Source organism: Shinella sp. JR1-6 (genome assembly GCF_004284735.1).
Classification (GTDB): domain Bacteria; phylum Pseudomonadota; class Alphaproteobacteria; order Rhizobiales; family Rhizobiaceae; genus Shinella.
The window spans coordinates 93,551-120,497 of record NZ_SHMI01000002.1; the positions used below are offsets into that span (position 1 = coordinate 93,551).

The following is a 26,947-nucleotide window of genomic DNA, read 5'->3' on the forward strand; positions in this document are numbered from 1 at the left end:
AAATCCCAAGAATGTGATGGTTCTGTTTCATTCCTACCGCAAAACCCAGCCTGTTTGAAACGCTTTTTCGCCGGGCGGGGCCTACACTCTCCAGGACTTGATATCTGCGGGAGGAAACTATGGCGCAGGTCGCACTCAAATCCGTCGTCGGGTCCACTGTTCGCAACGCGCCCGACGATACCGTCGATTGGAAGCGCATCGCCTATCTGGTGCATCTGTCGCGGGCGCTCGACGACATGGAGGAAACCCGCCTCGTTCCGGAAAAGAAGGTGCTCTACCAGTTTTCCGCCCGTGGCCACGATATGGCGCAGATCATGCTCGGCTGTCTCCTCACCGACCGACATGACGCGACCTGCGGTTACTACCGGTCCCGCCCGCTGCTGCTTTCGCTGGGCATCGACCCCGCGGATGCGCTCGGTTCCGCCATGGGCCGGGCCGGTGGTTACTCGGATGGGCGCGATATCGGTGTCGTCTTCAATTATCCCAACCTTGATGGTGCCTCCGCCCTGCCGATGTGCGGCGGTGTCGGGGCGCAATACACGCCGACGGCCGGCTGGGCGCAGGCGGTGAAATACTACGCCGAAACGCTCGGCAAGGCAGATTACGCACGGAGCATCGCCGTCGTGCTCGGCGGTGACGGTTCGGTCGCCTCGAACGGCTTCTGGTCGGCGCTGACCATCGCCACCACGCAAACCCTGCCGATGCTGTTTTACATCGAGGACAACGGCTACGGCATTTCCGTTCCGTCGACGATCCAGACGCCCGGCGGCAACATTGCGGCGAACCTTTCCGGTTGGCAGAACCTGACGATCTTCGAGGGCGACGGCACCGATCCGGCCGCCGTCGCCCGGCTGACCTGCGCGGCGGTGGAACATGTGCGTGAGGCGCGCGGCCCCGCGCTGCTGCGCCTCACGGTGCCGCGCCTGCAGGGCCACAGTTTTCAGGACACGCAGGCCTACAAGAGCGAAGCGGTGGTTCGCAGCGAATGGGCGCAGGATCCGCTACCGCGCCTGAAGGACTACATCGTGCCGGCCGTGCTCAGCGCGGCGGAGTGGGAGGCGGCGGATACGGGCGCAAGGGCGGCGGCGGAAACCGCGCGCATCGCCGCAGAAGCGCGTCCGGTCGCCGTTCCGGAGACGGTGACGCGCCATGTTTTCTTCGAGGGCGAGGTGCAGGTGATGGGCGGGCAGATCCGCCACGGCCATGTGCCGCCGCAAACCGCCGCGGTCGCCGTGTCGGAAGGCCAGCGCATCAACATGGTCACAGCCATCCGCCGCACGCTCGAGCACGAGCTTTCGAACAACGAACGTGTGGTGCTGTTTGGCGAGGACATCGGCCCGAAGGGCGGCGTGCATGCCGTCACGCTCGGTCTCCAGGAAAAATTCGGCCGCGAACGGGTGTTCGACACGTCGCTTTCGGAGGAAGGCATTGTCGGCCGGGCGGTCGGCATGGCGCTGGCGGGGCTGATGCCGGTGCCGGAAATCCAGTTCCGCAAGTATGCCGAACCTGCCACCGAACAGATCAACGATTGCGGCACGATCCGCTGGCGCACCAACAACCGTTTTGCCGCGCCCATGGTGCTGCGCATGCCGGGCGGCTACTTCAAATGCGGCGACCCCTGGCACAGCCAGACCAACGAGGTGGCCTTCGTGCACCAGCCCGGCTGGAAGGTGGCGGTCCCCTCCAATGCCGCCGACGCGGTCGGGCTGCTGCGCACCGGCCTTCGCGGCAACGATCCGGTCATCTTCTTCGAGCACCGCGCCATGCTCGACCATGCCTGGGCGCGGCGCCCCTATCCCGGTGACGATTTCGCCCTGCCCTTCGGCAAGGCGAGTTTCACGCGTCGCGGAGAGGCGATCACGCTCGTCACCTGGGGCGCCATGGTGCATCGCTGCGAGGAAGCGGTGGAGGGCGTTTCAGCCGATGTCATCGACCTGCGCACGCTGATGCCCTGGGACAGGGAGGCGGTGCTGTCTTCGGTCCGGCGCACGCGCCGCTGCCTCATCGTGCACGAGGATCTCGGCACCGCCGGCTTCGGCGCGGAGATCGCCGCCGTCGTCGCCGACGAGGCCTTCATGGATCTCGATGCCCCCGTCTCGCGCCTGACGATGCCGGACATACCGAGCCCGCACAATCCGGTCTTGCTCGACTGGGCGGTGCCTTCGGCGGGGCGGATCCGCGCCAAGATCGATGCATTGATGGAGTTCTGACGGATGGCGGAGCTGATGATCGACGTTCTCGCGCCCGTGGAGCAGGAAGGCACCAAGGCGGTCGTGCGCAACTGGCTGAAGGCGGTGGGAGATAGAGTAGCGCCCGACGATCCCCTCGTGGAACTTGAAACCGACAAGGTGGCACAGGAAATTCCCGCCCCCGTCGCCGGCATACTGAGTGAGATCCTGATGCAGGGCGGCGAAAAAGCCGAGCCCGGCGCCGTGCTTGGCCGCATCCGGCAGGAAGAGGCTGCTACCGCCGAGCCCGTTGCCATGGCCACCAAGCAGGAGCTCAGGCGGGTGCCGGCAGCTGCGGAACACTATTCTCCGGCCGTACGGCGTGCAGCGGAGGAATACGACATCGACCCCGCGACGGTAGACGGCTCCGGCAAGGGCGGACGGGTGACGCGGGCCGATATGGATGCCGCGCACGAGGCGGCGCGCGCTGTACAGCCATCACCGGCGCCTGTCCAGGAGACCGTACCGGAGATGCCGCCTCTCGGAGGGCGCTCGCGGGCGATCCGGCACTCGCTAATGCGGCTTGCGATCGCGGAACACATGCAGACGTCCGTCTCCACGGCGCCGCATGTCACGGCGGTGTTCGAGGCGGATTTCAGCGCCGTCATGCGGCACCGCGAGAAGAGCAGGCAGGCCTTTGCCGCGTCGGGTGTGTCGCTCTCCTACACGGCCTACATCGTTTCGGCCTGCGTGGCGGCGATGAAGGCGGTGCCCGAGGTCAACAGCCGCTGGTTCGACGACCGGCTGGAGGTGTTCGACGACGTCAATGTCGGCATCGGCACGGCGCTCGGCAATGAAGGACTGGTAGTGCCCGTCATCCGTGCAGCGCAGGACCTCTCGCTCTCCGGTATCGCCGCGCGCCTGCAGGATCTTACGACCCGTGCCCGGACGAAGACGCTGGCGCCCGCCGACATGCGCGGTGGCACCTTCACCATCTCGAACCACGGCGTCTCCGGTTCGCTTCTTGCCACGCCCATCATCATCAATCAGCCGCAATCGGCGATCCTCGGCGTCGGCAAGCTGGAAAAGCGCGTGGTGGTGCGGGAGGTCGAGGGTGTCGATACGATCCAGATCCGGCCTATGGCCTATGTCTCGCTGACCATCGACCATCGCGCGCTCGACGGTCACCAGACCAACACATGGCTCGCCCGCTTCGTCGAGACGCTGGAAGGCTGGTCGCAATGAGCGCTTCCGGCGACTATGACGTGCTGGTGATCGGCGGCGGTCCCGGGGGCTATGCCTGTGCGATCCGCGCTGCGCAGCTCGGGCTGAAGACAGCCTGTGTCGAGGCGCGGCCGACGCTCGGCGGTACCTGTCTCAATGTCGGCTGCATTCCCTCCAAGACATTGCTGCATGCGACGCATCTGCTGGAGCTCGCCCGTGACGGCCACATGGCCGGTTTCGGCATCGACACGGGGCCGGTCTCCGTCGATCTCGCCCGGTTGATGGCGCGCAAGGAGGCGACCGTGGCCTCGCTGGCGGGCGGCATCGATTTCCTGTTCCGCAAGAGCGGCGTTGACCGCCTGTCGGGGCGGGCGCGGCTCGCTGGATCAGGCCGTGTCGATATCGGCGGCAAGAGCGTCACCGCAAAGGCGATCGTCATTGCTACGGGCTCGCTGCCGACGGGGCTGGACGGTCTGCAGGTGGACAACGACGCCGGGATTGTGGTCGATTCGACTGGTGCGCTGTCCCTCCCCCGCATACCCGGCCGGCTCGCCGTCATCGGCGGCGGAGCGATCGGCCTTGAACTGGGCTCGGTCTGGCGGCGCCTTGGTGCTGCCGTAACGGTCGTCGAGCTGGCGGACAGCATCCTGCCTGGCATGGACGCCGATATTCGCGGGACGATGACGAAACTCCTGGTGCGGCAGGGCATGGAGATCCTCGCTTCTACCGGCGTTTCCGGTGCTGAAATCCGCAAGGACGGTGCCATCCTCAAACTGAGGGGAGCGGAGGGCGAAGTCTCGGAACTCGCCGCCGACGTCGTGCTGGTCGCCACAGGGCGGCGGCCGAATACGGGCGATCTTGGGCTGGAAACGGCCGGCATCACCCCGGATATGGGCGGTTTCATTCCGGTCGACGCGCGCGGTCGGACGGTGGTGGACGGCATTCATGCGATCGGCGACGTGACGCACGGGCCGATGCTCGCGCACCGCGCCGAAGACGAGGGCATCGCCATGGCCGAGCGGCTTGCCGGTCGGCCCGGTACGAGCAATTCCGCCATCGTCCCGGCAGTCGTCTACACCGATCCGGAGGTTGCCGCCGTTGGCCGGACCGAAGAGAGCCTGAGGGCGGAGGGGGTCGCCTACCGCGCCTCGACCTTCCCGATGCTGGCCAACAGCCGGGCAAAGGCGAACGGCAGCACGGAGGGTTTCGTCAAGCTTCTGGCGGACGAGGCGAGCGGTGTCGTGCTTGGTGCGCATATGGTCGGCACTGTCGCCGGTACGATGATCGCGGAGGTCGCCCAAGCGATGGAGTTCGGGGCGACGGCGGAGGATATTGCCTATACCTGCCATGCCCACCCGACGCACAACGAAGCGATCAAGGAAGCGGCCCTCGGTCTTTTCGGGGCGGCCATTCATAGCTGAGCGCGATGATACCGGCGCCGTCAACGCTTGACCGGTTGCCGTGGCAGGGGCTGAAATTTTCTGGCGATGATTGCTGTTCCGCGTGATACCGTGCGCTCCGTCGGCGGGGTCGCCGTGTAAAATTCAATCTATACAATCTCTATAGAATGTGATCTTTTTGACCAATTAAGCCTGTGCGCCCTGAAACGCCAATCCGCGAGGAGCAGACGACATGGGTATGATCTCATCAGCGTTCGACCGTCCGTCGCGAACCGCCGCCATCATCGGCAGCGAAGACGAGGCGTTGACCGTTGCTGGCACGATTGCCGGCATCTTCGCCGACGGGGAAGCGGCCCAGACCGCCCAGGCCCGCCTCGATCTTCTCTCCCGTTCCGGCCTGTTCGGCATTTCGGTGCCCACCGAGCACGGCGGGATCGACGTTTCCAACACCGTGTTGGCGGATGTCTGTGCCGTGGCGGCCGCACAGTCGGCAACACTTGCCGATATCCTGGCCGCTCATTTCGTGGCGCTGGAGCATCTGCGCAGCTATGGTACGGACGGCCATCGTTCCGTGGTGTTTTCCGCCACCCTCGCCGGTGCCCGGCTCTGCCGGGCGGCAGCGAGGCGCAACGGACAGGATGCCGACGCCCTGCCATTGGCCGCGAGCGGCCATGCCTGGCGCCTGAGCGGCGAAGCGCTCTGTACCCCCTGTACTCGCCATGCAGACTGGCTGATCGTGCCGGGGCGCAGCGAGAGCGGACGGACGATGGGCGTCCTGCTGGCGACCCGCATCGAGGGGTTGCACTATGTCGCCAACAGCTGCGAACCGGTGGGCAGGTCCGTGCCGTCGGCGGAACATGTTCTCTTCAAGGATGTCGCCGTCGATGCCGACGCGGTGCTGCATCCGCCGGCCGAAACGGCGGTGCCCCAATCGCTGGAACTGCTTCTGGAGGCCGCCCGGCAGCTGGGTGCGGGCCAGCGCGCATTCGAGCGCCTACTGCGCGCCGATCACGGCGATCTTCTCGAGACGGGTCTGCTGTCCGCCCGCCTCGCCGCCGCGCAGGCTATGATGGCGGAAGCCGGCCGCACTATCGATGCGGCCCAGATCGGCCTTGCGGACCAGCACCGGACGAACGCCTTCCTCGCCTCCACGGCTGCCCTTGCGGTGGCGCATGAGGCCGCAAACCACGCGCGCAAGGCGATAGACCGCAGCCCATCACCAGTGACCGTCTCCCCGTTCCTTGCCACTGTCCTGCAGGAAAGCGGCCGGCTACGGCGCCAGGGGCATCCACATCCGCCGGAACAGGAAGGTTAGGGTTCTACGCGGAGCGCTGTGCGGCGCTCCGGGTTATCCGACGCGCTTTTCCAGCGCTTCCTCGTCGATCATTGCGCTGGCACCGGGCACGGCAACGAACTGTTCGAGCGTCATCGTGTCGAGGATGGAGGCAATGGCGTCGCGCACATCGGTCATGGCGCGGCGGACCTGACAGGCTTCAGGGTTGGCGCAATCCTCACAGGCCTCATAGGCCGTACGGCTGGCGCAGCGGATCGGCGCCAGCGGGCCGTCGAGCACGCGGATGGCATGGCCGATGCGGATCTCCGATGCAGCGTGGGAGAGCGAATAGCCGCCGCCCGGCCCCTTCTTGGAGCGCAGCATGCCGGCATTGCGCAGTTCCAGCAGGATCGTGTCGAGGAATTTCTTCGGAATGTTGTTGCGGAGCGCGATCTCGCTGACGAAAGCGGTTTCGCCGGGTGCCAGCCGCGCCAGATCCACCAGGGCCTTCAGTCCGTATTTTCCCTTTTTCGTCAGCATGTCGGCCTGCTTTCCATCAGCATATGTGCATCACCGGATATGCCCGGCAGCGCGGACACGCGCATCGCGTCCGGCTCGGTTTCCGTCCGTCGTCCTCGGGAAGATCGATCGGCTCACCCATGACGGGTGATTCTGGCTCATTCTTGGCACCGGAGTGCGAAAAACATATAAAAACAATATAATTTATTTTTCAGTGATCCTGCAAGGAAATTGGCATTTTTGCCAAGTGCTTATGCGGATTTTCCGCCCTGGCGTGCCCATTTGGCATCATTTTCCACTCTCGCCGATCCTTTCCGCGAACTCCTCCTTGCACGAGGCCTTGCATGGCGGTTTTCCGGTGCACGCGACTCGTTTCAACAGCACCGTCGGAAAACGCAAAACCAATCGCGAGGATGCCGCTAAATTGAGGCAAATATTTCTCTACTAAATTTATTGAATATATAGCCTTGAATGACCGGCCCGCGACTGAACCCGGGCGACGGCTTTTTGAGGAGAGACCCATGACCACGACCCGCAGGACCCTGCTTGCCGCGACGGCCGCCCTTGCCCTCACCGCTTCGTTCGGCACTGCCTTTGCCGAAGAGGTGACACTCAATATCGGTTACCAGCCGATCGTAGAACCTTCTCGCGTGCCGCAGGCCGACGGTACCTATGAGAAGGTGACCGGCGCCAAGATCAACTGGCAGAAATTCGATGGCGGTGCCGACGTGATCGCCGCCATCGCTTCGGGTTCGCTGGATATCGGCTATGTCGGCTCGTCGCCACTGGCCGCCGCGTCCAGCCGTGAATTGCCGATCGAGACGATCTTCGTCGTCGGCCTCATCAGCGAGGCCGAGGCGCTTGCCGTGAAGTCCATAGAGAAACCGGAGGCTCTTGCAGGCAAGAAGATCGCGACGCCCTTCGTCTCCACCGCGCATTACAGCCTGCTGACGGCGCTGAAGCACTGGAAGGTCGATCCGAAGTCGGTGGAGATCCTCAATCTGCGTCCGCCGGAAATTGCGGCCGCCTGGGAACGCGGCGATATCGACGGCGCCTATGTCTGGGATCCAGTGCTCGCCCAGCTGAAGAAGAGCGGCAAAGTTCTCGCCACCTCGGCGGATGTCGCCGAGTGGGGCGGTCCGACCTTCGATGCCTGGATCGTCAGCAAGAAATTTGCCGAGGAGCATCCGGATGTCGTGACGGCCTTCGTGAAGGTGACGGGCGATGCGACGGCGGCCTATCGCGCCAATCCAGAATCCTGGAACGCCACCTCGCCGGAAGCCGAGAAGATTGCACGCCTGACAGGTGCCAAGCAGGACGAAGTGCCGGCACTCCTGAAGGGCTACATCTTCCCGACGCTGGAAGAGCAGGCCGGCGAGGCGTTGCTCGGCGGCGGCACGGTGAAGGCGGTGGCCGACACGTCGGCCTTCCTGCTGGAACAGGGCAAGATCCCCGCGGCGCTCTCTGATTACGCGCCTTATGTCTCCACCCGCTGGGTGACGGATGCGACGAAGCTCGCCTACTGACCCGGTGAGACAATCCCGCGGCGGAAGGGCCTGGCAGCGTTATCGCGCTGCCGGGCCTTCTTCCGATCGATCGCCCACGCTTCCGGAGGTTTCATGAGTACCCTGACATTCCGCAACGTTTCGCTGCGCTATCCGCCGAGGGCGGGGCGCACCGGCGCAGAGGAAAAACTGGTCCTCGACGGCATTAATCTGCAGGTCGCATCGGATGAACTGGTCGCCATCATCGGGCGATCAGGCTCCGGCAAGACGAGCCTGCTCAATCTCGCCGCCGGTTTCCTCGATCCCACCGCCGGCACCGTCACCGTGGATGGCGTACCCATCGACGGGCCGGGCGCCGACCGGGCGGTCGTTTTCCAGGACGATGCGCTCTATCCCTGGCTGGACGCGCGAGACAACATCGCCCTTCCCTTCAAGCTGAAAGGCGTGCCGCTTGCCGAGCGCCGTGCGCGGGCGGAACAGCTTCTCGCCCGTGTCGGCCTTGCCGATGCCGGTAACCGGCGGATCTGGGAGCTCTCCGGCGGCATGCGCCAACGGGTCGGTATTGCCCGAGCACTCGCCGCCGAGCCGCGGTTCCTGCTGCTCGACGAACCGCTCGGCGCGCTCGACGCCCTGACACGCACGCGCATGCAGGAATTCCTGCTGCGCATCAAGGCGGAAAGCGGAGCGGGCGCCCTGCTCATCACGCACAGCATCGAGGAGGCGCTGCTGCTCGGCACGCGCATCGTCGTCCTGTCACCCAATCCGGGTCGCCTGACGGCGGAGATCGAGGCGGGCTTCAATGCGGAGGTGCTGAACGGTGCATCGGTCGCTGCGGTGAAGGCCTCGCCGATCTTTAAGCGCATGCATGCCGGCCTGACCGGCCTCATTCACGCCTCCGCGCAAGAGGAGATTGCCGCATGACACTTTCGACTGACATCGATGCCCTGCCGCAGGTGACGGAAACGCAGCCGGTGAAACGCCTGCCGAGGGGGCGGTCGCTACCGGTGGCCATCATCTCGGCCGTCACGATCGGCGTGATCATCGCGGCCTGGGGGCTGGCCTCCGTCTACGCGCTCGTCTCGCCGGTCTTCCTGCCCTCCCCGCGGCAGGTCGTGCTCGCGCTCTACAATCTCGTCGTCACGGGGTTCGTCGACTCGACGCTGGCAGAACATGTCGGCGCCAGCCTCACCCGCATCTTCGGCGCGTTGATCGCCTCCATCCTCATCGGCATTCCTGCCGGCATCGCGATCGGCACGAGCCGCCTTGGCCGCGGCGTTCTCGACCCTATCGTCGAATTCCTGCGGCCGCTGCCGCCGCTTGCCTATCTGCCGCTGATCATCATCTGGGTCGGCATCGGCGAGGCCTCGAAGATCACGGTCATCGCACTTTCCATGCTGCCGTCGATCATCCTGTCGACCTCCGCCGGCGTGCGCGGGGTTTCGAAGGATCACGTTAATGCGGCTCGCTCGCTCGGGGCGAGCCGGGCGCAGGTGCTGCGCGAGGTGGTGCTGCCGAGTGCCGTGCCGTCGATCCTCACCGGCGTGCGTATCGCGCTCGGCGCCGGCTGGACGACGCTGGTGGCGGCCGAGCTGGTGGCTGCGACGAGCGGTATCGGTTTCATGATCCAGTCGGCGGCTCAGTTCCTCGTCACCGACATCGTCATTGCCGGCATCATCGTCATCGCGCTGATCGCCATCCTCCTGGAATACATCGCCCGGCAGATCGAGCGGCGCCTGGTGCCCTGGGCGGCACACCGCTGAGGTTCGGGCCAAACCTGAAAGGAAACGGCCGCCTCTTGGTCAGAAGAGGCGGCCGTTTTTCGGTGTGCTGGATCTCACCCGCGGTGGTCGAGGCGGGCGGTCAGGCGATCGCCCAGCCACTGGATGCCGCAGACGAGCACGATCAGCACGGCGACAACCGCCACCATCACCGATGTCTCGAAGCGCTGGTACCCGTAGCGGATGGCGAGGTCGCCGAGGCCGCCTGCGCCGATGGCGCCGGCCATGGCAGAGGCGCCGATCAGCGTGACGAGCGTGACGGTGAAGCCGGCAACGATGCCGGGCAACGCCTCGGGGATCAGCACTTCCCGCACGATGGTCCAGCGGTTGCCGCCCATTGCCCGCACCGCCTCGATCAGGCCGCGATCGACTTCGCGCAGCGACACCTCGGCGATGCGCGCATAATAGGGTGTCGCGGCGATGGCGAGCGGCACGATGGCCGCCCAGGTGCCGATCGACGTGCCGACGATGAGGCGCGTGACCGGAATGAGCGCGACCAGCAGGATGATGAAGGGCACGGAGCGGAAACCGTTGATGACAGCGCCGAGCACGCGGTTGATCCAGAGGTTTTCCGCAATGCCGCCGCGCGCGGTTGCGACCAGCGCAAGGCCGAGCGGCAGACCGAAGACGAGCGAGATGACGCCGGAGGCCGCCGTCATGACGACGGTTTCCCAAAGCGAACGGACGAGCAGTTCAAGCATGACCGGCGACATGGCCGAGGACCTCCACCTGTGCGCCGGAGCGCTCTGCAAGAGTTGTGAAACGTGCAGTGGCCTCGGCCGGCACGGCGATGAAGAAGCGGCCGACCGCCTGTTCCTGGATATGGTCGATGCCGCCGTGGATCAGCCGGTAGCCGTCCGGAAACGCGGCGGAAAGCTGCTGAAGGAACGGGCCCGTGGCCGCAGGGCCGGCGATATCGACACCGAGGATGGCCTCGCCAACCACATCCGCGACCAGCGTCTCGGCGATATGGGCCGGCAGCTGCGGGCGGATGCCGCTGAGAAGGCTCTTCGTCGTCTGTGCCCGAGGCGTCGCGAAGACCTGCCAGACTGGCCCTTCCTCCACGATGCGGCCGGCGTCGAGCACCGTTACGCGGTTCGCGATGGAGCGCACCACTTCCATTTCGTGGGTGATGAGCAGGATGGTGAGGCCGAGCTTGCGGTTGATATCCTTCAGCAGCGTGAGGATCGCCCGGGTCGTTTCCGGATCGAGCGCGGAGGTCGCCTCGTCGGAAAGCAGCAGCGCCGGGCTTGCGGCGAGTGCCCTTGCAATGCCGACGCGCTGCTTCTGGCCGCCGGAAAGCTCTGACGGATAGGCCTTCGCCTTGCCCGAGAGGCCGACGAGTTCGATAAGCTCGGCCGCGCGTGCCAGACGTTTGGCCTTCGGCCAGCCCTCGATCTTCAACGGCAGGGCGATGTTTTCCTCGACGGTCTTGGCTGAGAGCAGGTTGAAGTGCTGGAAGATCATGCCGATGCGGCGGCGCAGCGGTTGCAGATCCGCCTCGCCAAGGCCGGTGATCTCGCGACCTTCGATGGCAATGCTGCCGCTGTCCGGCCGTTCGAGGCCGTTGAGGCAGCGGATGAGCGTCGACTTGCCGGCGCCGCTGCGGCCGATGATGCCGAGGATTTCGCCGCGGCGCACCGTAAGCGAAACGCCGTCGAGCGCGGCGGTTGCGCCGAAGCGGCGCCGGACGTCGGCGAGACGCACGACATCATCCTGCCGCGCGACGGCTTCGGCCGCCTGTCTTGTCACATGGGTGTTCATTTCGGTTCCCTTCCGGAAACGACAAGACAGCCCGCGGCGGCCGAAGGCGCATCGCGGGCTGTCTTGCTGGTTGGATGGCGGCCTTAGTAGGCGCTGATGCCCGTGCCCTTGTAGACGCGGTCGAATTCAGCCTTCACGGCATCGTTCTGGTAGGCTTCGACCAGCGGCTTGACCCAGGCCTCATCTTTCGATTCCGCGCGCACGGCGATGAAGTTGCGGTACGGGTTTTCGTCGACGGGCTCCTGCGCGATGCGGTTTTCCGGGGTGAGCCCACTCTTCAGTGCCCAGTCGGTGTTGACGATCGCGGCATCGAGGTCATCGACCGAGCGGCCGACGATACCTGCATCGAGTTCCTTGATCTCGAGGTTCTTCGGGTTCTCGGCGATGTCGGCGATCGTGGCGAGGATGCCGGTGCCGTCCTTCAGCTTGATCAGGCCTTCGTTCTGGAGCACGCGCAGCGCCCGGCCCTCGTTGGACGGGTCGTTCGGCACGCCGACGACGGCGCCATCAGGAAGTTCGGCCACCTTGGCGTGCTTCTTGGAGTAGAGGCCGATCGGCCAAACGGCCGTGTAGCCGACCGGGACGATTTTGTAGCCGTGCTGCTGGACCTGGTTTTCCAGATAGGGAAGATGCTGGAAGGCGTTCGCGTCGATTTCGCCGCGGGCAAGCGCTTCGTTCGGCTGGGTGTAGTCGTTGAAGACGACCGCCTCGATGGTGAGGCCCTTCTTGGCGGCTTCCGCGATGACGACGCGCCAGACGTCTTCGTCCTCGCCCGAGATGATGCCGACCTTGAGATCCTTCTTGTCTTCGGCAAAGCCGGGTGCGGGAAGCGAGAAGGTGGAGAGGGCGGCGGCTGCCACCGCGAGGGCCGCAAGTGCGGCGCGGCGGGTGAAGAGAGTGCTTGCGCGGAGTTTCTTGTTGATTTTCGACATGCTGGCCTGCTTTCGCGATTGGGAGGATCGACTGCGAAACATCGTTGTTTCTGCCCTCAAAATCGCAAATGCCGCTTTTATGGACAACGAATGGCGGTTTATTGAGCAGGCGGAAACGGAAATTTTCGCTCCCGTATATCGCGGTGCAGCGGAAAATATTTTCTACTGAAATTGTAAACTATGTCGGGTGCCGCAGCGGGCACCGTCCGTCCGGGCGCCGGCTCAGAAGGTCGGCGGCGTGTTGATCCAGATCAGCACGGTCTCGCCGTCGTGACGGTTGCGCCAGGCATGGCGCCGGCAGCTTTCGAAATAGAGGCTGTCGCCGGGGCCGAGGTCGTGGAATTCGTGGCCGTCGAGCACCATTTCGATGCGGCCGGAGAGGACATGCACGAATTCCTCGCCCTCATGCTTGTAGGCGCCGTCCGAGGAAGCGCCGGGGGCGAGCACGAAACGGTGGCAATCCATCATGTTGCGCCCGTCGGCCAGAACCTGGATGGTGACGCCGGGGGAGGTCTCGGGCCAGAACTTCCACTCCCCTGCCCGGACGACCGAGCGGTTTTCCTGCTCCTCCTCGCCGGAGAGTTTCGAGACGGTTGTGCCATAGTAGTCGGCAAGGTCGTGCAGCACGCGGAACGTCACGCCCTGCGAGGTGCGCTCGAAGGTGGAGAGCACGGAGGTCGCGACGCCGATGTCGCCGGCGACCTGGTCGAGCGTCTTGCCGGCGGCGTGGCGCAGGCTCCGCAGCTTGCGCCCGACGCCCTGGTGAGCGTCGCCGTCGGAGGCGGGACTGTCATTGGCTGGCTCTTCCGCTTCGAGCGCCTCGCGGATGGCCGCCGGGTTGAGGCCGCGCTCGGTCCTGTACCAGGCGATGCGCTTCAGCCGTGCGACGTCCTCAGCGCTGTATTGGCGGTGACCCGTTTCGGAGCGGTCGGGCACGACCAGCCCCTGCGTTTCCCAAAGCCTAAGCGTGGAGGCTGAAACGCCAGCGAGCCGCGCGGCCTCCGCCACCTTGTAGTGCACCGGTTCTTGCGAACCCATCGCGCCAATCCCTGATTCTGTATAGTGTTCTTTTATAGCACTCCGGCGGCGCGGACCGGTTCGAAAAACCGTCGCATTGCCGCCGTAAAATGCCCGTTGCATTCTTGCAGAAAAAATGTAGGAATTCCACTTGAGACTTGCAGAAAAAATGCAAGTTAATGCGGTTCCGGCAAAAAGCGCGAAGCGGCTTTGCGTTCGGAGCCGCGCGAACGTTCCATTATCAGAAGCCTCCAGATTCAGGATAGCGCCATGACCGCAACGCCCCTCACAGACCGCAAGAACGCCGCCATCTCGCGCGGCGTCGGCATGACCACGCAGATCTACGCCGACCGTGCGGAGAATGCGGAGATCTGGGACAAGGAAGGCAACCGCTATATCGATTTCGCCGCGGGTATCGCCGTCGTCAACACGGGCCACCGCCATCCGCGCGTCATCGAGGCCGTCAAGAACCAGCTCGACCGCTTTACCCACACCTGCCACCAGGTCGTGCCCTATGAGAACTATGTCGAGCTCGCCGAGCGTCTGAACGCCATCACCCCCGGCAATTTCGCCAAGAAGACGATCTTCGTGACGACCGGCGCCGAAGCCGTCGAGAACGCCGTGAAGATCGCCCGCGCCGCCACCGGTCGCCAGGCCGTCATCGCTTTCACGGGGAGCTTCCACGGCCGCACCTTCATGGGCATGGCGCTGACCGGTAAGGTGGTTCCCTACAAAGTAGGCTTCGGCGCCATGCCGGCCGATGTCTACCATGCACCCTTCCCGGTCGAGATGCATGGCACGACCGTCGAGCAGTCGCTTTCCGTCCTGAAGAAGCTGTTTGCAGCCGATGTCGATCCGAACCGGGTCGCGGCGATCATTGTCGAGCCGGTTCAGGGCGAAGGCGGTTTCTATCCGGTCCCGGTTTACTTCATGAAGGCGCTGCGCGAGATCTGCGACCAGCACGGCATCCTGCTTATCGCCGATGAGGTCCAGACCGGTTTCGCCCGCACCGGCAAGATGTTCGCCATGGAGCACTACGGCATCGCGGCCGACCTGATGACCATGGCCAAGGGCCTTGGTGGTGGTTTCCCGATCGCGGCCGTCACCGGCCGTGCGGAAATCATGGACGCGCCCGGCCCGGGCGGTCTTGGCGGCACCTATGCCGGCAGCCCGATCGGCGTTGCGGCGGCCCATGCCGTTCTTGACGTCATCAAGGACGAGGACCTCTGCAACCGCGCCGAAAATCTCGGCGCGCGCCTGAAACAGCGCCTTGCCTCGCTGCAGGACAAGATTCCCGAGATTGTCGACATCCGCGGTCCGGGCTTCATGAACGCCGTCGAGTTCAACGATGTTTCGACCAAGCTGCCGAGCGCCGACTTCGCCAACAAGGTGCGTCTGAAGGCTCTCGACAAGGGCCTGATCCTGCTGACCTGCGGCGTGCACGGCAACGTCATCCGCTTCCTGGCGCCGATCACCATCCAGGACGAGGTGTTCGCCGAGGCGCTCGACATTCTCGAAAGCGCGATGATCGAAGCCCGCGCCGCCTGATCGGCGCCGCGCAACACTGAAACACATCCTCCCAAGGCGACACCCGGAGCTCTAGCTCCGGGTGAACGGCCTTCCACGTCCGAAAGGAAGGACACCATGGCTTTCTACGATGCTCTCACCCGGCACCTGACGTCGACCGATCTCCTGCGCGATGCGGGTTATGTCAACGGCAACTGGATCGGCGGCAACGGTGCGGCAACCTTCGACGTCTTCAACCCGGCCACCAGCGAAAAGCTCGCTACACTGCCTGAAATGGGCGCCGGCGAAACGGCTGCGGCGATCGACGCGGCCTATGCGGCACAGCAGGTCTGGGCCGCCCGCCCGGCGAGGGACCGCAGCATCCTCCTGCGCAAGTGGAACGACCTCATCATCGCGAATGCCGACGAACTGGCCGCGATCCTGACTGCCGAAATGGGCAAGCCGCTGGCGGAAGCCAAGGGCGAAATCCTCTACGCCGCCTCCTATGTCGAGTGGTATGCGGAAGAGGCCAAGCGCATCAACGGCGAGACGATCCCCGCCCCGTCAGCCGACAAGCGCATGCTGGTCATCAAGCAGCCCGTCGGCGTCGTCGGCACGATCACGCCGTGGAATTTCCCTGCCGCGATGATCGCCCGCAAGGTGGCGCCCGCACTTGCTGTCGGCTGCACGGTCGTTTCCAAGCCGGCCGAGCAGACGCCGCTATCGGCCATTGCCCTTGCGGTGCTCGCCGAAAAGGCCGGCATTCCCGCGGGTGCCTTCAACGTCATTCTCGGCACGGACGGTCCGGCGATCGGCAAGGAGCTCTGCTTCAACCCGAAAGTCCGCAAGATCTCGTTCACGGGTTCGACGGAGGTCGGTCGCATCCTGATGCGCCAGTGCTCCGACCAGATCAAGAAGGTGAGCCTGGAGCTCGGCGGCAACGCGCCCTTCATCGTCTTCGACGACGCGAATATCGATGCGGCCGTGGAAGGCGCCATGGCGTCGAAATATCGCAATGCCGGCCAGACCTGCGTCTGCGCCAACCGTCTCTATGTGCAGTCGAATGTCTATGACGTCTTTGCCGAAAAGCTGGCGAAGAGGGTTGCCGAGCTCTCGGTCGGCGATGGCTTCGACAAGGGCACGACGATCGGCCCGCTCATCGAGGAAGCGGCGATCGACAAGGTCGAGGCGCATATTGCCGATGCCGTCTCCAAGGGAGCGTCCGTGGTGGCCGGCGGCAAGCGCGTCGACGGCAAGGGCACCTTCTTTCAGCCGACCGTTCTGAAGAACGTCGCACGCGGCATGACGGTCGCACGGGAAGAAACTTTCGGTCCCGTCGCCCCGCTCTTCCGCTTCGACACCGTCGAGGACGTGATCGCGCAGGCGAACGACACCGAGTTCGGCCTTGCCGCCTACTTCTTCGCCGGCGATCTCAAGAAGGTCTGGAAGGTGGCCGAAGCGCTGGAATACGGCATGGTCGGCGTCAATACCGGCCTCATTTCCTCCGAGGCTGCGCCCTTCGGCGGCATCAAGCAGTCCGGTCTCGGCCGCGAAGGCTCCGCCCATGGTGCCGACGACTATCTCGAACTGAAATATGTCTGCATGGGCGACGTCGCCTGATGATACCGGGATCGCCCCGCTTCGGCAGGGCGATCCTCAGGCGGTCTCGATATCCGTCTGCGGAAAGTCGTCGCCTTTGTGGAGCAGTGGCATATCGAGCTGCCTTGCGCAGGCATAGGCGAAGCAGTCTCCGAAGTTGAGACCTGCGGGATGGCGGCCCTTGCCGAAGCGGTGGTATGCATCGACGGCCGCTGCCGCGATTGCCGGCTCGATGGCAATGATCTGGACATCAAACAGCCGGATATAGGCCTCGACCTCGCGCAGGGCGGCGTTCGGTTCAAGTCGGAAAATCCGGCTATAAGCAACGGACGCTTCCCAAAGCGCCATAGCCGAGGTCGTCGGTGAACGCGCGGCCGCCAAGCGCGCCGACAGCGATGCGGCATCGCTTTCGTTTGTCATCATGGCGACGATTGCTGAAGCGTCGAGGAACATCAATCCTCGTAGAGACTGTCGATGAAGGCTTTGTCGGCCTTGAGGCCAGTGGGGGCGTACTTCCTGTTGAGTTCCCTTGTCATGGCCACGGCCTTCTCGACCAATGTCGGTTCGCTCTCCACGCGCTCCAGTTCATGCACGAGAGCCTGTCGCACCGCCTCGGTCTTGCTGACCTTGCGCAGCGCGGACAGTCGTTCGGCAAGCCGATCGACCTCCTGGTCCTTCACATAGAGCGGCATGGTATATCCTTCCTCTGTCGAGGGTATATATACCATACCGGAACCTTGCCTGAAAGATCAGGCCGGCTTGACCGCGTCAGGGTGCGCAGCCTGGAAAGCAGTAAGGGCGCGGCAGGTTTCGGCAATGCGTCTTACCCGTTCGAGGGCCGACAGGTCGACGCCCCAGCGCTCGGCATTGTAGACCTGCGGCACGAGGCAGAAATCCGCCATGGTGGGCGTGTCGCCATGGCAGAAGGTGCCGGTCGCCGGGGCATCGAGGAGCTTTTCGACGGCCAGAAGGCCTTCGCCGATGTACTTCTTCATCCAGGCGACGCGCGTCTCCTCCCCTCCCCCCGTCAGCGTCATGACATGGCCGATGACGCCGGTGTTGCAGACGGCGTGGATTTCCATGGCGATCGCATAGGAAAGCGTGCGCACCCGCTGCCGACCCAGCGGATCGGCGGGCAGGAAACGCGCCTCGGGGCACGTTTCGGCAAGATACTCGATGATAGCAAGCGATTGCGTCAGGACGTGCCCGTCGATCGACAAGGCCGGCACGAGGCCCTGCGGGTTGCGGGCGCGGTGTTCCGGGGAACGCTGCTGACCGGCCAGGAGATCAACGGATTCGCGCCGGTAGGACAGGCTGAGGCTTTCGAGCGCGATACGCACACGGTAGCTGGCGGATGAGCGCCAGTAATCGAAGAGGATGATCTCGTCGTGCACTGGCTCAGCCTTTCTCGTATCGCTCGACGGTCTGTTCGATCGCGCCGAAGATCGAGTGGCCCGTCTTGTCCTTCATCTCGATGCGCACGGTGTCGCCGAATTTCATGAAGGGTGTCTTGGGCGCGCCTGAGGCGATCGTCTCGATGGTGCGGATTTCCGCGATGCAGGAATACCCCGCCCCACCTTCGGCGACCGGCTTGCCAGGGCCGCCATCAAGCTTGTTGGAGACGGTGCCGGAGCCGATGATCGAGCCGGCGACGAGCGGCCGGGTTTTGGCGGCATGGGCGACGAGTTCGGCGAAGTCGAAGGTCATGTCGATGCCGGCATTGGCCTTGCCGAAGGCCTTGCCGTTCAGGGAGACGAGGAGCGGCAGGTGCAGCTTGCCGCCGTCCCAGGCATCGCCCAGTTCGGCGGGGGTTACCGCGACGGGCGAGAAGGCCGAGGAGGGTTTCGACTGGAAGAAGCCGAAGCCCTTGGCGAGTTCACCCGGAATGAGGCCACGCAACGACACGTCGTTGACGAGCATGACGAGCTTGATTGCCTGCCGCGCCTCCTCGACGCTCGCGCCCATCGGCACGTCGTCCACGATGACGGCGATCTCACCTTCCATGTCGATGCCGAAGGCCTCATCCGCCGCAAGGATCGGGTCTCGCGGTCCCAAAAAGCTGTCGGAGCCGCCTTGATACATCAGGGGATCGGTCCAGAAGCTCTCGGGCATTTCGGCATTGCGTGCCTTGCGCACGAGTTCGACGTGATTGACATAGGCCGAGCCGTCCGCCCACTGGTAAGCGCGGGGCAGTGGCGATGCGGCGTCGTGTTCGTGGAAGCGGGCGGTCGGTTGCGAACCGGTTTCCAACCCTTCGGCGACCCGCTCAAGCCGCGGGGCGACATGTTCCCAGTCGTCCAGCGCATCCTGGAGAGTGCGGGCGATATGCCCCACTTCCGAGCAGCGCGTCAGGTCGCGCGAGACGACGACCAGGCGGCCGTCGCGGGTGGAATTTTTCAGTGTCGCAAGCTTCATGCGTCCTACTCCCGATCTTGTTTCCGGCCGTGCGATCGTGTCATCTTCCGGCCGCCTGTCTCCACCCTCGTGCGTCGGTCGTTCCGGCGCATCGCTTTTCCGAGGAAATCCCGTCTTGAACCGTACGGTGCTGAATTCCCTGTTGCTGGTCGCCGGCTTCGTCGGCGCGACGGCCATCGTCCTTTATACGATGGGTCAGCCGCTCATCTGCAAGTGCGGATATGTCAAACTCTGGCATGGCGTGGTGATTTCTTCGGAAAACTCGCAGCACCTGTCCGATTGGTACACGCCGAGCCACATCATCCACGGTATCCTGTTCTTCGGCCTCTTCACGTTCCTCCTGAAGAAGGCGAGCCTCAAACTGCGGCTTGCTCTCTCGCTGGTGCTGGAATGCGCCTGGGAAATCCTCGAAAACACCGACATGATCATCAATCGCTATCGCGAGGCGACGATCTCGTTCGACTATTTCGGCGACAGCGTGATCAATTCGAGCGCGGACATTCTCGCCATGGTGGTCGGCTTCTTCCTCGCTGCACGCCTGCCCGTCTGGGCGAGCGTGGCGATCATCGTCGTCTTCGAGGCGACCACCACCTGGCTCATCCGCGATGGCCTGGCGCTCAACATCCTGATGCTCGTCTGGCCGCTGGAGGCGGTGAAGGCCTGGCAGGGCGGCTGACGTCATTTGATGCCCGGCGTTCCGTCGAACTTGCGTTCCAGCCCATCCCAGCATTCGAGATAGTTGTCCTGCAGGGTTTCTAGCTCGGCCGCGAACTTCGTGATCTGCTGGGGGAAGCGCGTCTCGAACATGAAGGCCATGGTGTGGTCGAGTTTTACAGGCTTCAGCTCGCTGTTCGAGGCTTTCTCGAAGCCGGTCGCATCGGGCCCGTGTGGTAGCATCATGTTGTGGAGGCTCATGCCGCCAGGCACGAACCCCTCTTCCTTGGCGTCGTACTGGCCGTGGATCAGGCCCATGAATTCGCTCATGATGTTGCGGTGATACCAGGGCGGGCGGAAGGTGTGCTCGGCCACCATCCAGCGCGGCGGGAAGATGACGAAGTCGATGTTCGCGGTGCCGGCCTCCTCGGTCGGCGCAGTCAGCACGGTGAAGATCGACGGGTCGGGATGGTCGAAGAGGATCGCGCCGACCGGCGAATAGGCCCTGAGGTCGTATTTGAACGGCGTGTAGTTGCCGTGCCAGGCGACGACGTCGAGCGGGGAATGGCCGATCTCGGTCACGTAGAACTTGCCGCACCATTTGACGTGCACGCGGCAGGGCGTCTCCTTGTCTTCATAGGCCGCGACCGGCGTCTTGAAGTCGCGCGGATTGGCAAGGCAGTTGGCGCCGATCGGCCCGCGGTCCGGCAGGGTGAATTTCGCGCCGTAGTTCTCGCAGACATAACCGCGCCAGGTGTCGCCCTCGCCGATGCGCGCGACCTTGAACATCATGCCGCGCGGGATGAGGCAGATTTCCAGCGGCTCGACATCCATGATGCCCATTTCGGTGAAGATACGGACGGCACCGAGCTGCGGCACGACGAGAAGCTCGCCGTCGGCATTGAAGAAATAGTCGTCCACCATGTCGGCGTTGAACGTATAGGCATGCGCCGCCATGCCGACCTGCGTCAGCACGTCGCCGGCCGTTGTCATGGTGCGGATACCTTGAAGGAAATTCTGCGTCTCGTCAGACGCCGGCAGCGGGTTCCAGCGCAGCTGGCCGAGCGGCAGGGAATGATCGTCGAGGCAGGGCGCGGTCTTCCAGTGCGGGTAGCTGACATTGGAGAAGCGGCGGGTGTGGCGCACGCTTGGGCGGATTCGGTAGAGCCAGGAGCGCTCGTTGGTGCCGCGCGGTGCAGTGAAAGGTGATCCGGAAAGCTGTTCGGCATAAAGGCCGTAGTTGCATTTCTGCGGGCTGTTCTGGCCCTGCGGCAGGGCACCCGGCAGCGCCTCCGTTTCGAAATCATTGCCGAAACCCGGCATGTATTTCAGGCTGTTGGCGGCATGATCCGACATGGCTGGTCCTCCTCCTGCAAGGTGCTTGTCCTCAAGTGGTTGCAGATGTAACTGTCCATTTTGTAACCATCAAGGCGCGCCATGGATTTCAAGCTCGAGACATTCCTGCCCTATCGGCTCAATCTCGCTGCCGAGCTGGTCAGCCAGCGCTTTGCCGCGCAATATCGTGCGCGCTACCGCATGACGCGGCCGGAATGGCGGGCGCTTGCCGCACTCGGCGCCTACGGGCACATGACGGCGACGGAGATCGGCGCGAACTCCAGCATGCACAAGACGAAGGTGTCGCGTGCCGTGCGGGCGCTGGAGGAAAAACGCTGGCTGAAGCGGCGCGAGGATTTGGACGATCGCCGGATCGAGCACCTCGAACTGACGCCGGCGGGACGGCGCATCTATGGCGAAATGGTCGTGGTGGCACGAGAGTACGAGCGGGAGCTTGCCCGGCTTCTCGGTGGCGGCGGGCTGAAACAGCTGGAGGCCGGTCTTGCCGCCGTCGAGGCGAAGCTGGCGGTGCCGACGGTCCGTCGTTTGCCAAAGGACTGACGATGCATCAATACCGTGAAACGATCGACCCTGATCGATTCATATCTTTCGTTGGACGGTGTTCGCGCCTTCGGCAGACTCGCGTCCATGCCCAACACGCCCCCACCCCCGCTGCCCACCTATCGTTTTCGCCGTATCGATGCGGTGCGCAACATGGCGCGCTTCTATATGCTCTCGCTGGAGCCGACCCTTTTCGGCGAAGTCGCGGTGCTGCGTCACTGGGGCCGTATCGGCACGCGCGGCCGGCAGGCGCTGAACCTCTATCCCTCGCTGGCGGAGGCAGAGACGGTGCTCGCGCGACAGGTCGCGCTTCGGCGCAGGCGGGGCTATGTCGAGGCTTGAGGGACCAGATTCGGCGGTCCCGGAAGAAAAATGCAAACTTTCTTGAGTTTTCCCCAGCCGAATCGCGCAGCCTCGATAGGCGACTGATGGTCAATAGGCTAAAGTCTGGATTATTGGGTGCCAGCTCCGTCCCGTGACGGGCGCGTTAACCCTTTTTGCCTTGCCCTGGAATCAGAATCGCGTCTAAATGCGTTTTAAACCTGCAAATGGGTTTGAAATCGCATTTTGAGATTCTCGACATGAATATGGCCGCAACGTTCGGACGGGCAATTTCCGAGGTCGATCAACTGATCATCGGACAGGCGCACGAACTGTCAGACAAACTGAAGCAGCACCGGCTGGAGATGTTCCCTCCCGTCGCACAGAAGAACCTGCGCCAGTTCCAGCTGAGCGAGGCCGCACATTTCCTGGGCGTCACCAGCGGCTACCTGCGCAATCTTTCGCTGGAATCCAAGGGGCCGCTGCCGCAGGTCACGCCTTCCGGCCGTCGGTCCTATTCGGCCGAGCAATTGCAGGAGATGCGCGAGTATCTGGAGCAGAACGGCCGCGCCGGTCAGCGCTACGTGCCGCGCCGGCGCGGCGGCGAACACCTTCAGGTCATCGCGGTCGTCAACTTCAAGGGCGGCTCCGGCAAGACGACGACGACGGCCCACCTCGCCCAACACCTCGCGCTGACAGGGCACCGGGTGCTGGCGGTGGATCTCGACCCGCAGGCCAGCCTTTCGGCGGTGCACGGCTTCCAGCCGGAGTTCGACGTCAACGAGAACGAGACGCTTTACGGGGCCATCCGCTATGACGACCAGCGGCGGCCGCTGAAGGAAATCATCCGCAAGACGAACTTCCCGGGCCTCGACATCGTGCCGGGCAATCTCGAACTCATGGAGTTCGAGCACGACACGCCGCGGGTTCTCGCGCAGGGCGACCGGAGCGATTATGGCCGGATCTTCTTCGCACGGCTCGATGAGGCTCTGTCGTCCGTAGCCGACGACTATGACGTGGTGGTGATCGACTGCCCGCCGCAGCTCGGCTTCCTGACGATGAGCGCGATCTGCGGCGCGACGGCAGTGCTGATCACGGTGCATCCGCAGATGCTCGACGTCATGTCCATGTGCCAGTTCCTGCAGATGCTGGGGGAAGTGCTGAACACGCTGAAGAGCGCGGGTGGCAACATGAACCTCGACTGGCTGCGGTATCTCGTTACTCGCTACGACCCGGCCGACGGGCCGCAAACCCAGATGGTCGCCTTCATGCGCTCACTGTTCAAGCAGCATGTCCTGACCAATCCGATGGTGCGAAGCGTTGCCATTGCCGATGCAGCGCTGACCAACCAGACGCTTTACGAAGTTGACCGGAGTCAGTTCACACGTGCCACCTATGACCGGGCGCTCGAATCCATGGAGGCGGTCAACGCGGAAATTGTTGAACTGATCCACAAGGCATGGGGGCGCTGACCATGGCGCGCAAGAACGTTCTTTCCAACCTGATGTCCCCGACGACGACGGAGCAAGTGGCGCCGGTAATCCCCGGCAACGACGAGCCGCGCCAGCATGTGACCTACAAGGGCATCGGCGCGCTTGGCGCTGTTACGCGCAGTATCGACGCGCTGGCCGCCAAGGCGGATGCGGCAAAAGAGATCGAAGCGAAGTTGACGGCCGGCGAGGTCGTCATCGAGCTTGAGCCCGATCAGATCGAAGAATCCTTCGTTTCCGACCGCCTTGCCCATTCGGACGAGCAGTTCCGTGACCTCGTTGAGGCTATGCGCGTGCGAGGGCAAGACTCGCCGATCCTCGTTCGTCCGCATCCAGCCAAGGACGGTATCTACCAGATCGCCTTCGGCCATCGCCGCGCCAAGGCTGCGCGCCTGCTCGGGCGGCCCGTTCGCGCTGTCGTCAAGGCGTTGACCGACCGGGACCACGTTATCGCGCAGGGCCAGGAAAACAGTGCGCGCGCTGACCTTTCCTTCCTCGAAAGGGCAACCTTTGCCGGGGAGCTGGAGGCGCGTGGCTTCGACCGCGAAACGATCATGGCGGCGCTGAGTGCCGACAAGACGACCGTGTCCAAGATGCTCTCGGTGGTGAACCGCATTCCCAAGACGGTGCGGACCGGCATCGGCCCGGCGCTCGCCATCGGGCGAGACCGCTGGCACGAGCTGGCCACCCGCTTCGACGAGCCCGCCAACGAGGACAGGGCGATGGAATTCCTGGCCCGCGACCGGGTGAAAGCCCGTGCGCCCGAGGACCGTTTCAATCTCGTCAGCAGCCACCTTGCCCGCAAGGACGCCCCGGAGGCTGTCGCAAAGCCGGCATCAGCCGAGTGGGTCCGCAAGGATGGCCCGGTGCGCGCCAGCATCAAGACCACCGGTCGCCAGTACACGATTGCGCTGAAATCCGCGGATGCCGTGGCCTTTGGCGCTTACATTACCCAGAACCTGGACCGCCTCTACGAGGCGTTCCAGACGGAAAATGCAGATAAATCAGGAGATTGATCCGCAAAAGAAAAAGGCCCCCTCAACGTTACCGTCGTGGAAGCCCTTCTCATCGTTTAGCAGCCTGAGAGTCGCACTTCCCCGAATCACAGTCAAGCCTTTTTGGCGCCGGTTCCGGTGATGGGGTTTCTTTTGCCTGTTGAAAAGGTGAAGAGACATGGAGACGGACGGCATAACGACGCCCTTCGGGCGGCGGGCGATGACGCTTGGCATGCTCGCAAGCCAGGCGATCGCAAAATCAGTCCCGCCGGATGCGAGCGTGGACAAGTGGAAGCTGTATCGCTGGCTCTGTGAAGCGCGGCCGAAGCTGGGCATCAGCGACCGGGCGCTTTCGGTGCTGAATGCGTTGATGAGCTTTTATCCGAAGACCGACCTTGCCGGAAGCGACGGGCTGGTGGTGTTCCCCTCGAACGCTCAGCTTTCGCTGCGCACGCACGGCATGGCGGAGACGACGCTGCGCCGGCATCTCGCGGCGCTGGTGGAAAGTGGCCTTCTCACCCGGCGCGACAGCCCGAACGGCAAGCGCTATGTGCGACGCGACCCGCAGGGCGCGATCGGTGAAGCCTTCGGCTTTTCACTGGCCCCGCTGCTTGCCCGGGCCGAGGAAATCGAACAGCTTGCCGCCGAGGTGGTTGCCGAGCGCCTGTTACTGCAGCGGCTGCGGGAGCGTGTGACGCTCGTGCGCCGGGATATTGCCAAGCTGATCGGGACCGCGCTGGAAGACGGGCTTGCGGGTGACTGGATGCGTTACGAAGCCGATTTTCGAGTGCTTGTGCTTGCCCTGCCACGCGTACCGACACCGGAAATCCTGACGCCGGCCCTCGCCGCGCTGGAAGCGTTGCGAGCGGAAATCATCAACCACCTGGAACGGCAGGTTATTTTGAAAAAATCGGCGGGCAATGCCGGCCAAACTGAGCGGCACAAACAGAATTCAAAACCCGACTCATCCTCTGATTTTGAACCTCGCTTCGAATCGAAGCAGGGCGGCGATGCCGAGAGAGAACAGGAGCGGGTGGCTGTGCAGCACGGCAATGGCGATGAAAAAACGAGCGGACGCTATTCGCAGTGGCCTGTCGATGTCCCGACGACGGCGAAAGGAGTTCATCCACAGCCGGCGAATGTTTCGGATGCGCTCAAGCCCTATCCGCTGGGTCTTGTGCTGCAGGCGTGCCCGGAAATCGTCGCCTTCGGTCCGGGTGGAGCGATATCGAGCTGGCGCGATCTGATGACCGCGGCGGTGGTGGTGCGCTCAATGCTGGCGGTCAGCGCTTCGGCCTATGAGAACGCCTGTGCGATCCTCGGGCCGGAGAACGCGGCGACGGTCATTGCCTGCATTCTTGAACGCGCCGGGCACATCAACTCGGCGGGCGGCTATTTGCGTGACCTCACCCGGCGGGCGGAACGCGGGGAGTTTTCGCTCGGGCCGATGCTGATGGCGCTGACGCGGGCAAACGAGAAGCCAGTACGGCAGGTGGGGTGACGGTGCCAGGGCGGTACACGAAATTCACTTTGGAAACCGGGCATTAACCATGGATTCCCTAATCATGGGGGGAAGACAAGGAAGCCCGAATCAATGCCCCCATATGCCGCGATCCAGCCGCACCGCCGCTCTGTTGCCAACGAGAATGGACCGGTCGTCCCGTTTCCCGTCGAACGCCGCACGGCCCATGTCCGCCGCTGTGCCGGGGAACTGGGCGTCCTGCATGGCGATGAAGCGCGGCTATACTGGGTGAAGGTGTGCCGTGAACTTGCGGCCGAGCTGCAGAAGCTTGGATCGAACGAAACCCAGGCACGGGCCGCCGTCTTCGCCTTTCAGGACGAGGTGCAGCAGGAACTCATGCGCCTGCATCAGGCCGATGAGGCCTGATCTCAAATAAGCCCGGAAGCGGTTCCCGCCAGCCCGAGCGAAAACACGCCGAGGCAGACGGCTGCAACGCGGTAGACAAGTTGCGGCGACAGAACCGGCGCGCGACCAATCAGGCTGCCGAGAACGAGAAAACTCGTGCCGGCGCCCGCAACCAGCAGGCTGAACAACCCTATCGCCGGGGCGATCTGCGAAAGCGGGCCGTGTGGCATGATGACGAGACCGATAATCGGCGCTTTCGGGTTGAGGACGGTTGTCAGGAAGACCTGACCAATGGTTACGGTAGAGGCACTGTCCGGGGTCGTCTCGCTGGACGAGACGCGCCAAAGCCGAATGGCCAGAAAAAGCACCCACAAGGCAGCCACGAGCCGAAGGGTGACGGCAAGCGCCGGGCGCCCTTCCAGCAGAGACGCGGCAATCGTTGCCAGTGGCACGACGACGACAAGATAGCCTGCAAGCTCCCCGATCAGCAGCGGGAGGCTCGAGCGGAATCCGCGCGCTGCGGCGCCGACCGTCAGAAGGGTGTTGGTCGGTCCAGGCGTGAGCAGCAGCGCGAGAATGGCGACGATGAAAAAGCTGTCCGGCATGAGTGTTCCACGGGTGGGG

Annotated in this window: 28 protein-coding genes; 17 read left to right on the top strand and 11 right to left on the bottom strand. The window is 64.0% G+C overall.

Going from position 1 to position 26,947, the window contains the following annotated elements; translation table 11 throughout:
• Nucleotides 1–119: 119 nt before the first annotated feature.
• From EXZ48_RS03160 to EXZ48_RS03175, 4 genes are all read left to right on the top strand, one after another.
• Nucleotides 120–2,210: a transketolase C-terminal domain-containing protein gene (locus tag EXZ48_RS03160; RefSeq protein ID WP_130514287.1), complete on the top strand. Its 2,091-nt coding sequence runs from the start codon at nucleotides 120–122 to the stop codon at nucleotides 2,208–2,210.
• A 3-nt stretch (nucleotides 2,211–2,213) separates the two neighbouring features.
• Nucleotides 2,214–3,413, top strand: a complete 1,200-nt coding sequence (locus EXZ48_RS03165; RefSeq protein WP_130514288.1) for a dihydrolipoamide acetyltransferase family protein — start codon at nucleotides 2,214–2,216, stop codon at nucleotides 3,411–3,413.
• Nucleotides 3,410–4,813 carry a dihydrolipoyl dehydrogenase gene (gene lpdA, locus EXZ48_RS03170; RefSeq protein WP_130514289.1) on the top strand — a complete coding sequence of 468 codons (1,404 nt, stop codon included), beginning with the start codon at nucleotides 3,410–3,412 and terminating at the stop codon, nucleotides 4,811–4,813. The genes EXZ48_RS03165 and lpdA overlap by 4 nt, the downstream gene beginning before the upstream one ends.
• Before the next feature lie 211 nt (nucleotides 4,814–5,024).
• Complete coding sequence (locus EXZ48_RS03175) at nucleotides 5,025–6,107, top strand: acyl-CoA dehydrogenase family protein (protein ID WP_130514290.1); 1,083 nt, start codon at nucleotides 5,025–5,027, stop codon at nucleotides 6,105–6,107.
• A gap of 33 nt (nucleotides 6,108–6,140) precedes the next feature.
• Here EXZ48_RS03175 and EXZ48_RS03180 read toward each other — a convergent pair whose 3' ends face one another.
• Nucleotides 6,141–6,605 carry an Rrf2 family transcriptional regulator gene (locus tag EXZ48_RS03180; protein WP_023516837.1) on the bottom strand — a complete coding sequence of 155 codons (465 nt, stop codon included), beginning with the start codon at nucleotides 6,603–6,605 and terminating at the stop codon, nucleotides 6,141–6,143.
• Between the two features lie 500 nt (nucleotides 6,606–7,105).
• Between EXZ48_RS03180 and tauA the strand changes: the two genes are divergently transcribed.
• From tauA to EXZ48_RS03195, 3 genes are all read left to right on the top strand, one after another.
• Nucleotides 7,106–8,110 carry a taurine ABC transporter substrate-binding protein gene (tauA, locus tag EXZ48_RS03185; RefSeq protein WP_130514291.1) on the top strand — a complete coding sequence of 335 codons (1,005 nt, stop codon included), beginning with the start codon at nucleotides 7,106–7,108 and terminating at the stop codon, nucleotides 8,108–8,110.
• 93 nt (nucleotides 8,111–8,203) lie between these two features.
• Entirely contained in the window at nucleotides 8,204–9,010 is an 807-nt protein-coding gene (locus EXZ48_RS03190) for a taurine ABC transporter ATP-binding protein (RefSeq protein ID WP_130514292.1), read from the top strand.
• Nucleotides 9,007–9,849, top strand: a complete 843-nt coding sequence (locus EXZ48_RS03195; protein ID WP_130514293.1) for an ABC transporter permease subunit — start codon at nucleotides 9,007–9,009, stop codon at nucleotides 9,847–9,849. Before EXZ48_RS03190 ends, EXZ48_RS03195 begins: the two co-directional genes overlap by 4 nt.
• Nucleotides 9,850–9,923: 74 nt before the next feature.
• On the opposite strand, the gene EXZ48_RS03200 is transcribed toward EXZ48_RS03195, so the two are convergent.
• The 3 genes from EXZ48_RS03200 to EXZ48_RS03210 form a co-directional block, all read right to left on the bottom strand.
• Nucleotides 9,924–10,580 (bottom strand): methionine ABC transporter permease, encoded by a 657-nt coding sequence (locus EXZ48_RS03200; RefSeq protein ID WP_130514294.1) that lies wholly within the window; start codon nucleotides 10,578–10,580, stop codon nucleotides 9,924–9,926.
• A complete protein-coding gene (locus EXZ48_RS03205) occupies nucleotides 10,561–11,631 on the bottom strand; it encodes a methionine ABC transporter ATP-binding protein (RefSeq protein WP_130514295.1) in 1,071 nt (356 codons plus the stop codon). Before EXZ48_RS03205 ends, EXZ48_RS03200 begins: the two co-directional genes overlap by 20 nt.
• An 83-nt stretch (nucleotides 11,632–11,714) precedes the next feature.
• Nucleotides 11,715–12,563: a MetQ/NlpA family ABC transporter substrate-binding protein gene (locus EXZ48_RS03210; protein WP_130514296.1), complete on the bottom strand. Its 849-nt coding sequence runs from the start codon at nucleotides 12,561–12,563 to the stop codon at nucleotides 11,715–11,717.
• Here EXZ48_RS03210 and EXZ48_RS03215 point away from each other — a divergent pair.
• Nucleotides 12,550–12,732 carry a hypothetical protein gene (locus EXZ48_RS03215; RefSeq protein WP_130514297.1) on the top strand — a complete coding sequence of 61 codons (183 nt, stop codon included), beginning with the start codon at nucleotides 12,550–12,552 and terminating at the stop codon, nucleotides 12,730–12,732. The genes EXZ48_RS03210 and EXZ48_RS03215 overlap by 14 nt on opposite strands.
• A 53-nt stretch (nucleotides 12,733–12,785) precedes the next feature.
• On the opposite strand, the gene EXZ48_RS03220 is transcribed toward EXZ48_RS03215, so the two are convergent.
• Nucleotides 12,786–13,601, bottom strand: a complete 816-nt coding sequence (locus tag EXZ48_RS03220; protein WP_130514298.1) for a MerR family transcriptional regulator — start codon at nucleotides 13,599–13,601, stop codon at nucleotides 12,786–12,788.
• A 249-nt stretch (nucleotides 13,602–13,850) separates the two neighbouring features.
• On the opposite strand from EXZ48_RS03220, the gene EXZ48_RS03225 reads away from it, so the two are divergent.
• Nucleotides 13,851–15,128 (top strand): 4-aminobutyrate--2-oxoglutarate transaminase, encoded by a 1,278-nt coding sequence (locus tag EXZ48_RS03225; protein WP_130514299.1) that lies wholly within the window; start codon nucleotides 13,851–13,853, stop codon nucleotides 15,126–15,128.
• 96 nt (nucleotides 15,129–15,224) lie between these two features.
• A complete protein-coding gene (locus EXZ48_RS03230) occupies nucleotides 15,225–16,706 on the top strand; it encodes an NAD-dependent succinate-semialdehyde dehydrogenase (RefSeq protein ID WP_130514300.1) in 1,482 nt (493 codons plus the stop codon).
• A gap of 36 nt (nucleotides 16,707–16,742) precedes the next feature.
• Here EXZ48_RS03230 and EXZ48_RS03235 read toward each other — a convergent pair whose 3' ends face one another.
• The 4 genes from EXZ48_RS03235 to EXZ48_RS03250 are packed head-to-tail and all read right to left on the bottom strand — an operon-like array spanning nucleotide 16,743 to nucleotide 19,100.
• The gene (locus EXZ48_RS03235; RefSeq protein WP_130514301.1) at nucleotides 16,743–17,138 is read right to left on the bottom strand and encodes a type II toxin-antitoxin system VapC family toxin; all 396 of its coding nucleotides are present in this window, start codon (nucleotides 17,136–17,138) and stop codon (nucleotides 16,743–16,745) included.
• Nucleotides 17,138–17,377 carry a type II toxin-antitoxin system VapB family antitoxin gene (locus tag EXZ48_RS03240; RefSeq protein WP_050744683.1) on the bottom strand — a complete coding sequence of 80 codons (240 nt, stop codon included), beginning with the start codon at nucleotides 17,375–17,377 and terminating at the stop codon, nucleotides 17,138–17,140. Before EXZ48_RS03240 ends, EXZ48_RS03235 begins: the two co-directional genes overlap by 1 nt.
• Before the next feature lie 57 nt (nucleotides 17,378–17,434).
• A complete protein-coding gene (gene maiA / locus EXZ48_RS03245) occupies nucleotides 17,435–18,079 on the bottom strand; it encodes a maleylacetoacetate isomerase (RefSeq protein WP_130514302.1) in 645 nt (214 codons plus the stop codon).
• 4 nt (nucleotides 18,080–18,083) lie between these two features.
• Entirely contained in the window at nucleotides 18,084–19,100 is a 1,017-nt protein-coding gene (locus tag EXZ48_RS03250; protein WP_023514380.1) for a fumarylacetoacetate hydrolase family protein, read from the bottom strand.
• Nucleotides 19,101–19,215: 115 nt separating this feature from the next.
• Here EXZ48_RS03250 and EXZ48_RS03255 point away from each other — a divergent pair, with 115 nt between their 5' ends.
• Nucleotides 19,216–19,776, top strand: coding sequence for a DUF2585 domain-containing protein (locus EXZ48_RS03255; protein ID WP_245461911.1), 561 nt, complete (start codon nucleotides 19,216–19,218; stop codon nucleotides 19,774–19,776).
• Between the two features lie 2 nt (nucleotides 19,777–19,778).
• Here EXZ48_RS03255 and hmgA read toward each other — a convergent pair whose 3' ends face one another.
• Nucleotides 19,779–21,110, bottom strand: a complete 1,332-nt coding sequence (gene hmgA, locus EXZ48_RS03260) for a homogentisate 1,2-dioxygenase (protein ID WP_130514304.1) — start codon at nucleotides 21,108–21,110, stop codon at nucleotides 19,779–19,781.
• A gap of 81 nt (nucleotides 21,111–21,191) precedes the next feature.
• Here hmgA and EXZ48_RS03265 point away from each other — a divergent pair, with 81 nt between their 5' ends.
• The 6 genes from EXZ48_RS03265 (at nucleotide 21,192) to EXZ48_RS03290 (ending at nucleotide 26,344) form a co-directional block, all read left to right on the top strand.
• Nucleotides 21,192–21,650, top strand: coding sequence for a MarR family winged helix-turn-helix transcriptional regulator (locus tag EXZ48_RS03265; RefSeq protein ID WP_130514305.1), 459 nt, complete (start codon nucleotides 21,192–21,194; stop codon nucleotides 21,648–21,650).
• Between the two features lie 87 nt (nucleotides 21,651–21,737).
• Entirely contained in the window at nucleotides 21,738–21,992 is a 255-nt protein-coding gene (locus EXZ48_RS03270; protein ID WP_130514306.1) for a WGR domain-containing protein, read from the top strand.
• Between the two features lie 239 nt (nucleotides 21,993–22,231).
• Nucleotides 22,232–23,443 carry a plasmid partitioning protein RepA gene (repA, locus tag EXZ48_RS03275; RefSeq protein WP_024271204.1) on the top strand — a complete coding sequence of 404 codons (1,212 nt, stop codon included), beginning with the start codon at nucleotides 22,232–22,234 and terminating at the stop codon, nucleotides 23,441–23,443.
• Between the two features lie 2 nt (nucleotides 23,444–23,445).
• Nucleotides 23,446–24,477 (top strand): plasmid partitioning protein RepB, encoded by a 1,032-nt coding sequence (repB, locus tag EXZ48_RS03280; protein ID WP_130514307.1) that lies wholly within the window; start codon nucleotides 23,446–23,448, stop codon nucleotides 24,475–24,477.
• A 157-nt stretch (nucleotides 24,478–24,634) separates the two neighbouring features.
• Complete coding sequence (repC, locus tag EXZ48_RS03285) at nucleotides 24,635–25,957, top strand: plasmid replication protein RepC (RefSeq protein WP_023514387.1); 1,323 nt, start codon at nucleotides 24,635–24,637, stop codon at nucleotides 25,955–25,957.
• 93 nt (nucleotides 25,958–26,050) lie between these two features.
• Nucleotides 26,051–26,344, top strand: a complete 294-nt coding sequence (locus EXZ48_RS03290; protein ID WP_050744690.1) for a DUF6074 family protein — start codon at nucleotides 26,051–26,053, stop codon at nucleotides 26,342–26,344.
• 2 nt (nucleotides 26,345–26,346) lie between these two features.
• On the opposite strand, the gene EXZ48_RS03295 is transcribed toward EXZ48_RS03290, so the two are convergent.
• Nucleotides 26,347–26,928, bottom strand: coding sequence for a LysE family translocator (locus EXZ48_RS03295; RefSeq protein WP_023514389.1), 582 nt, complete (start codon nucleotides 26,926–26,928; stop codon nucleotides 26,347–26,349).
• Nucleotides 26,929–26,947: the final 19 nt, after the last annotated feature.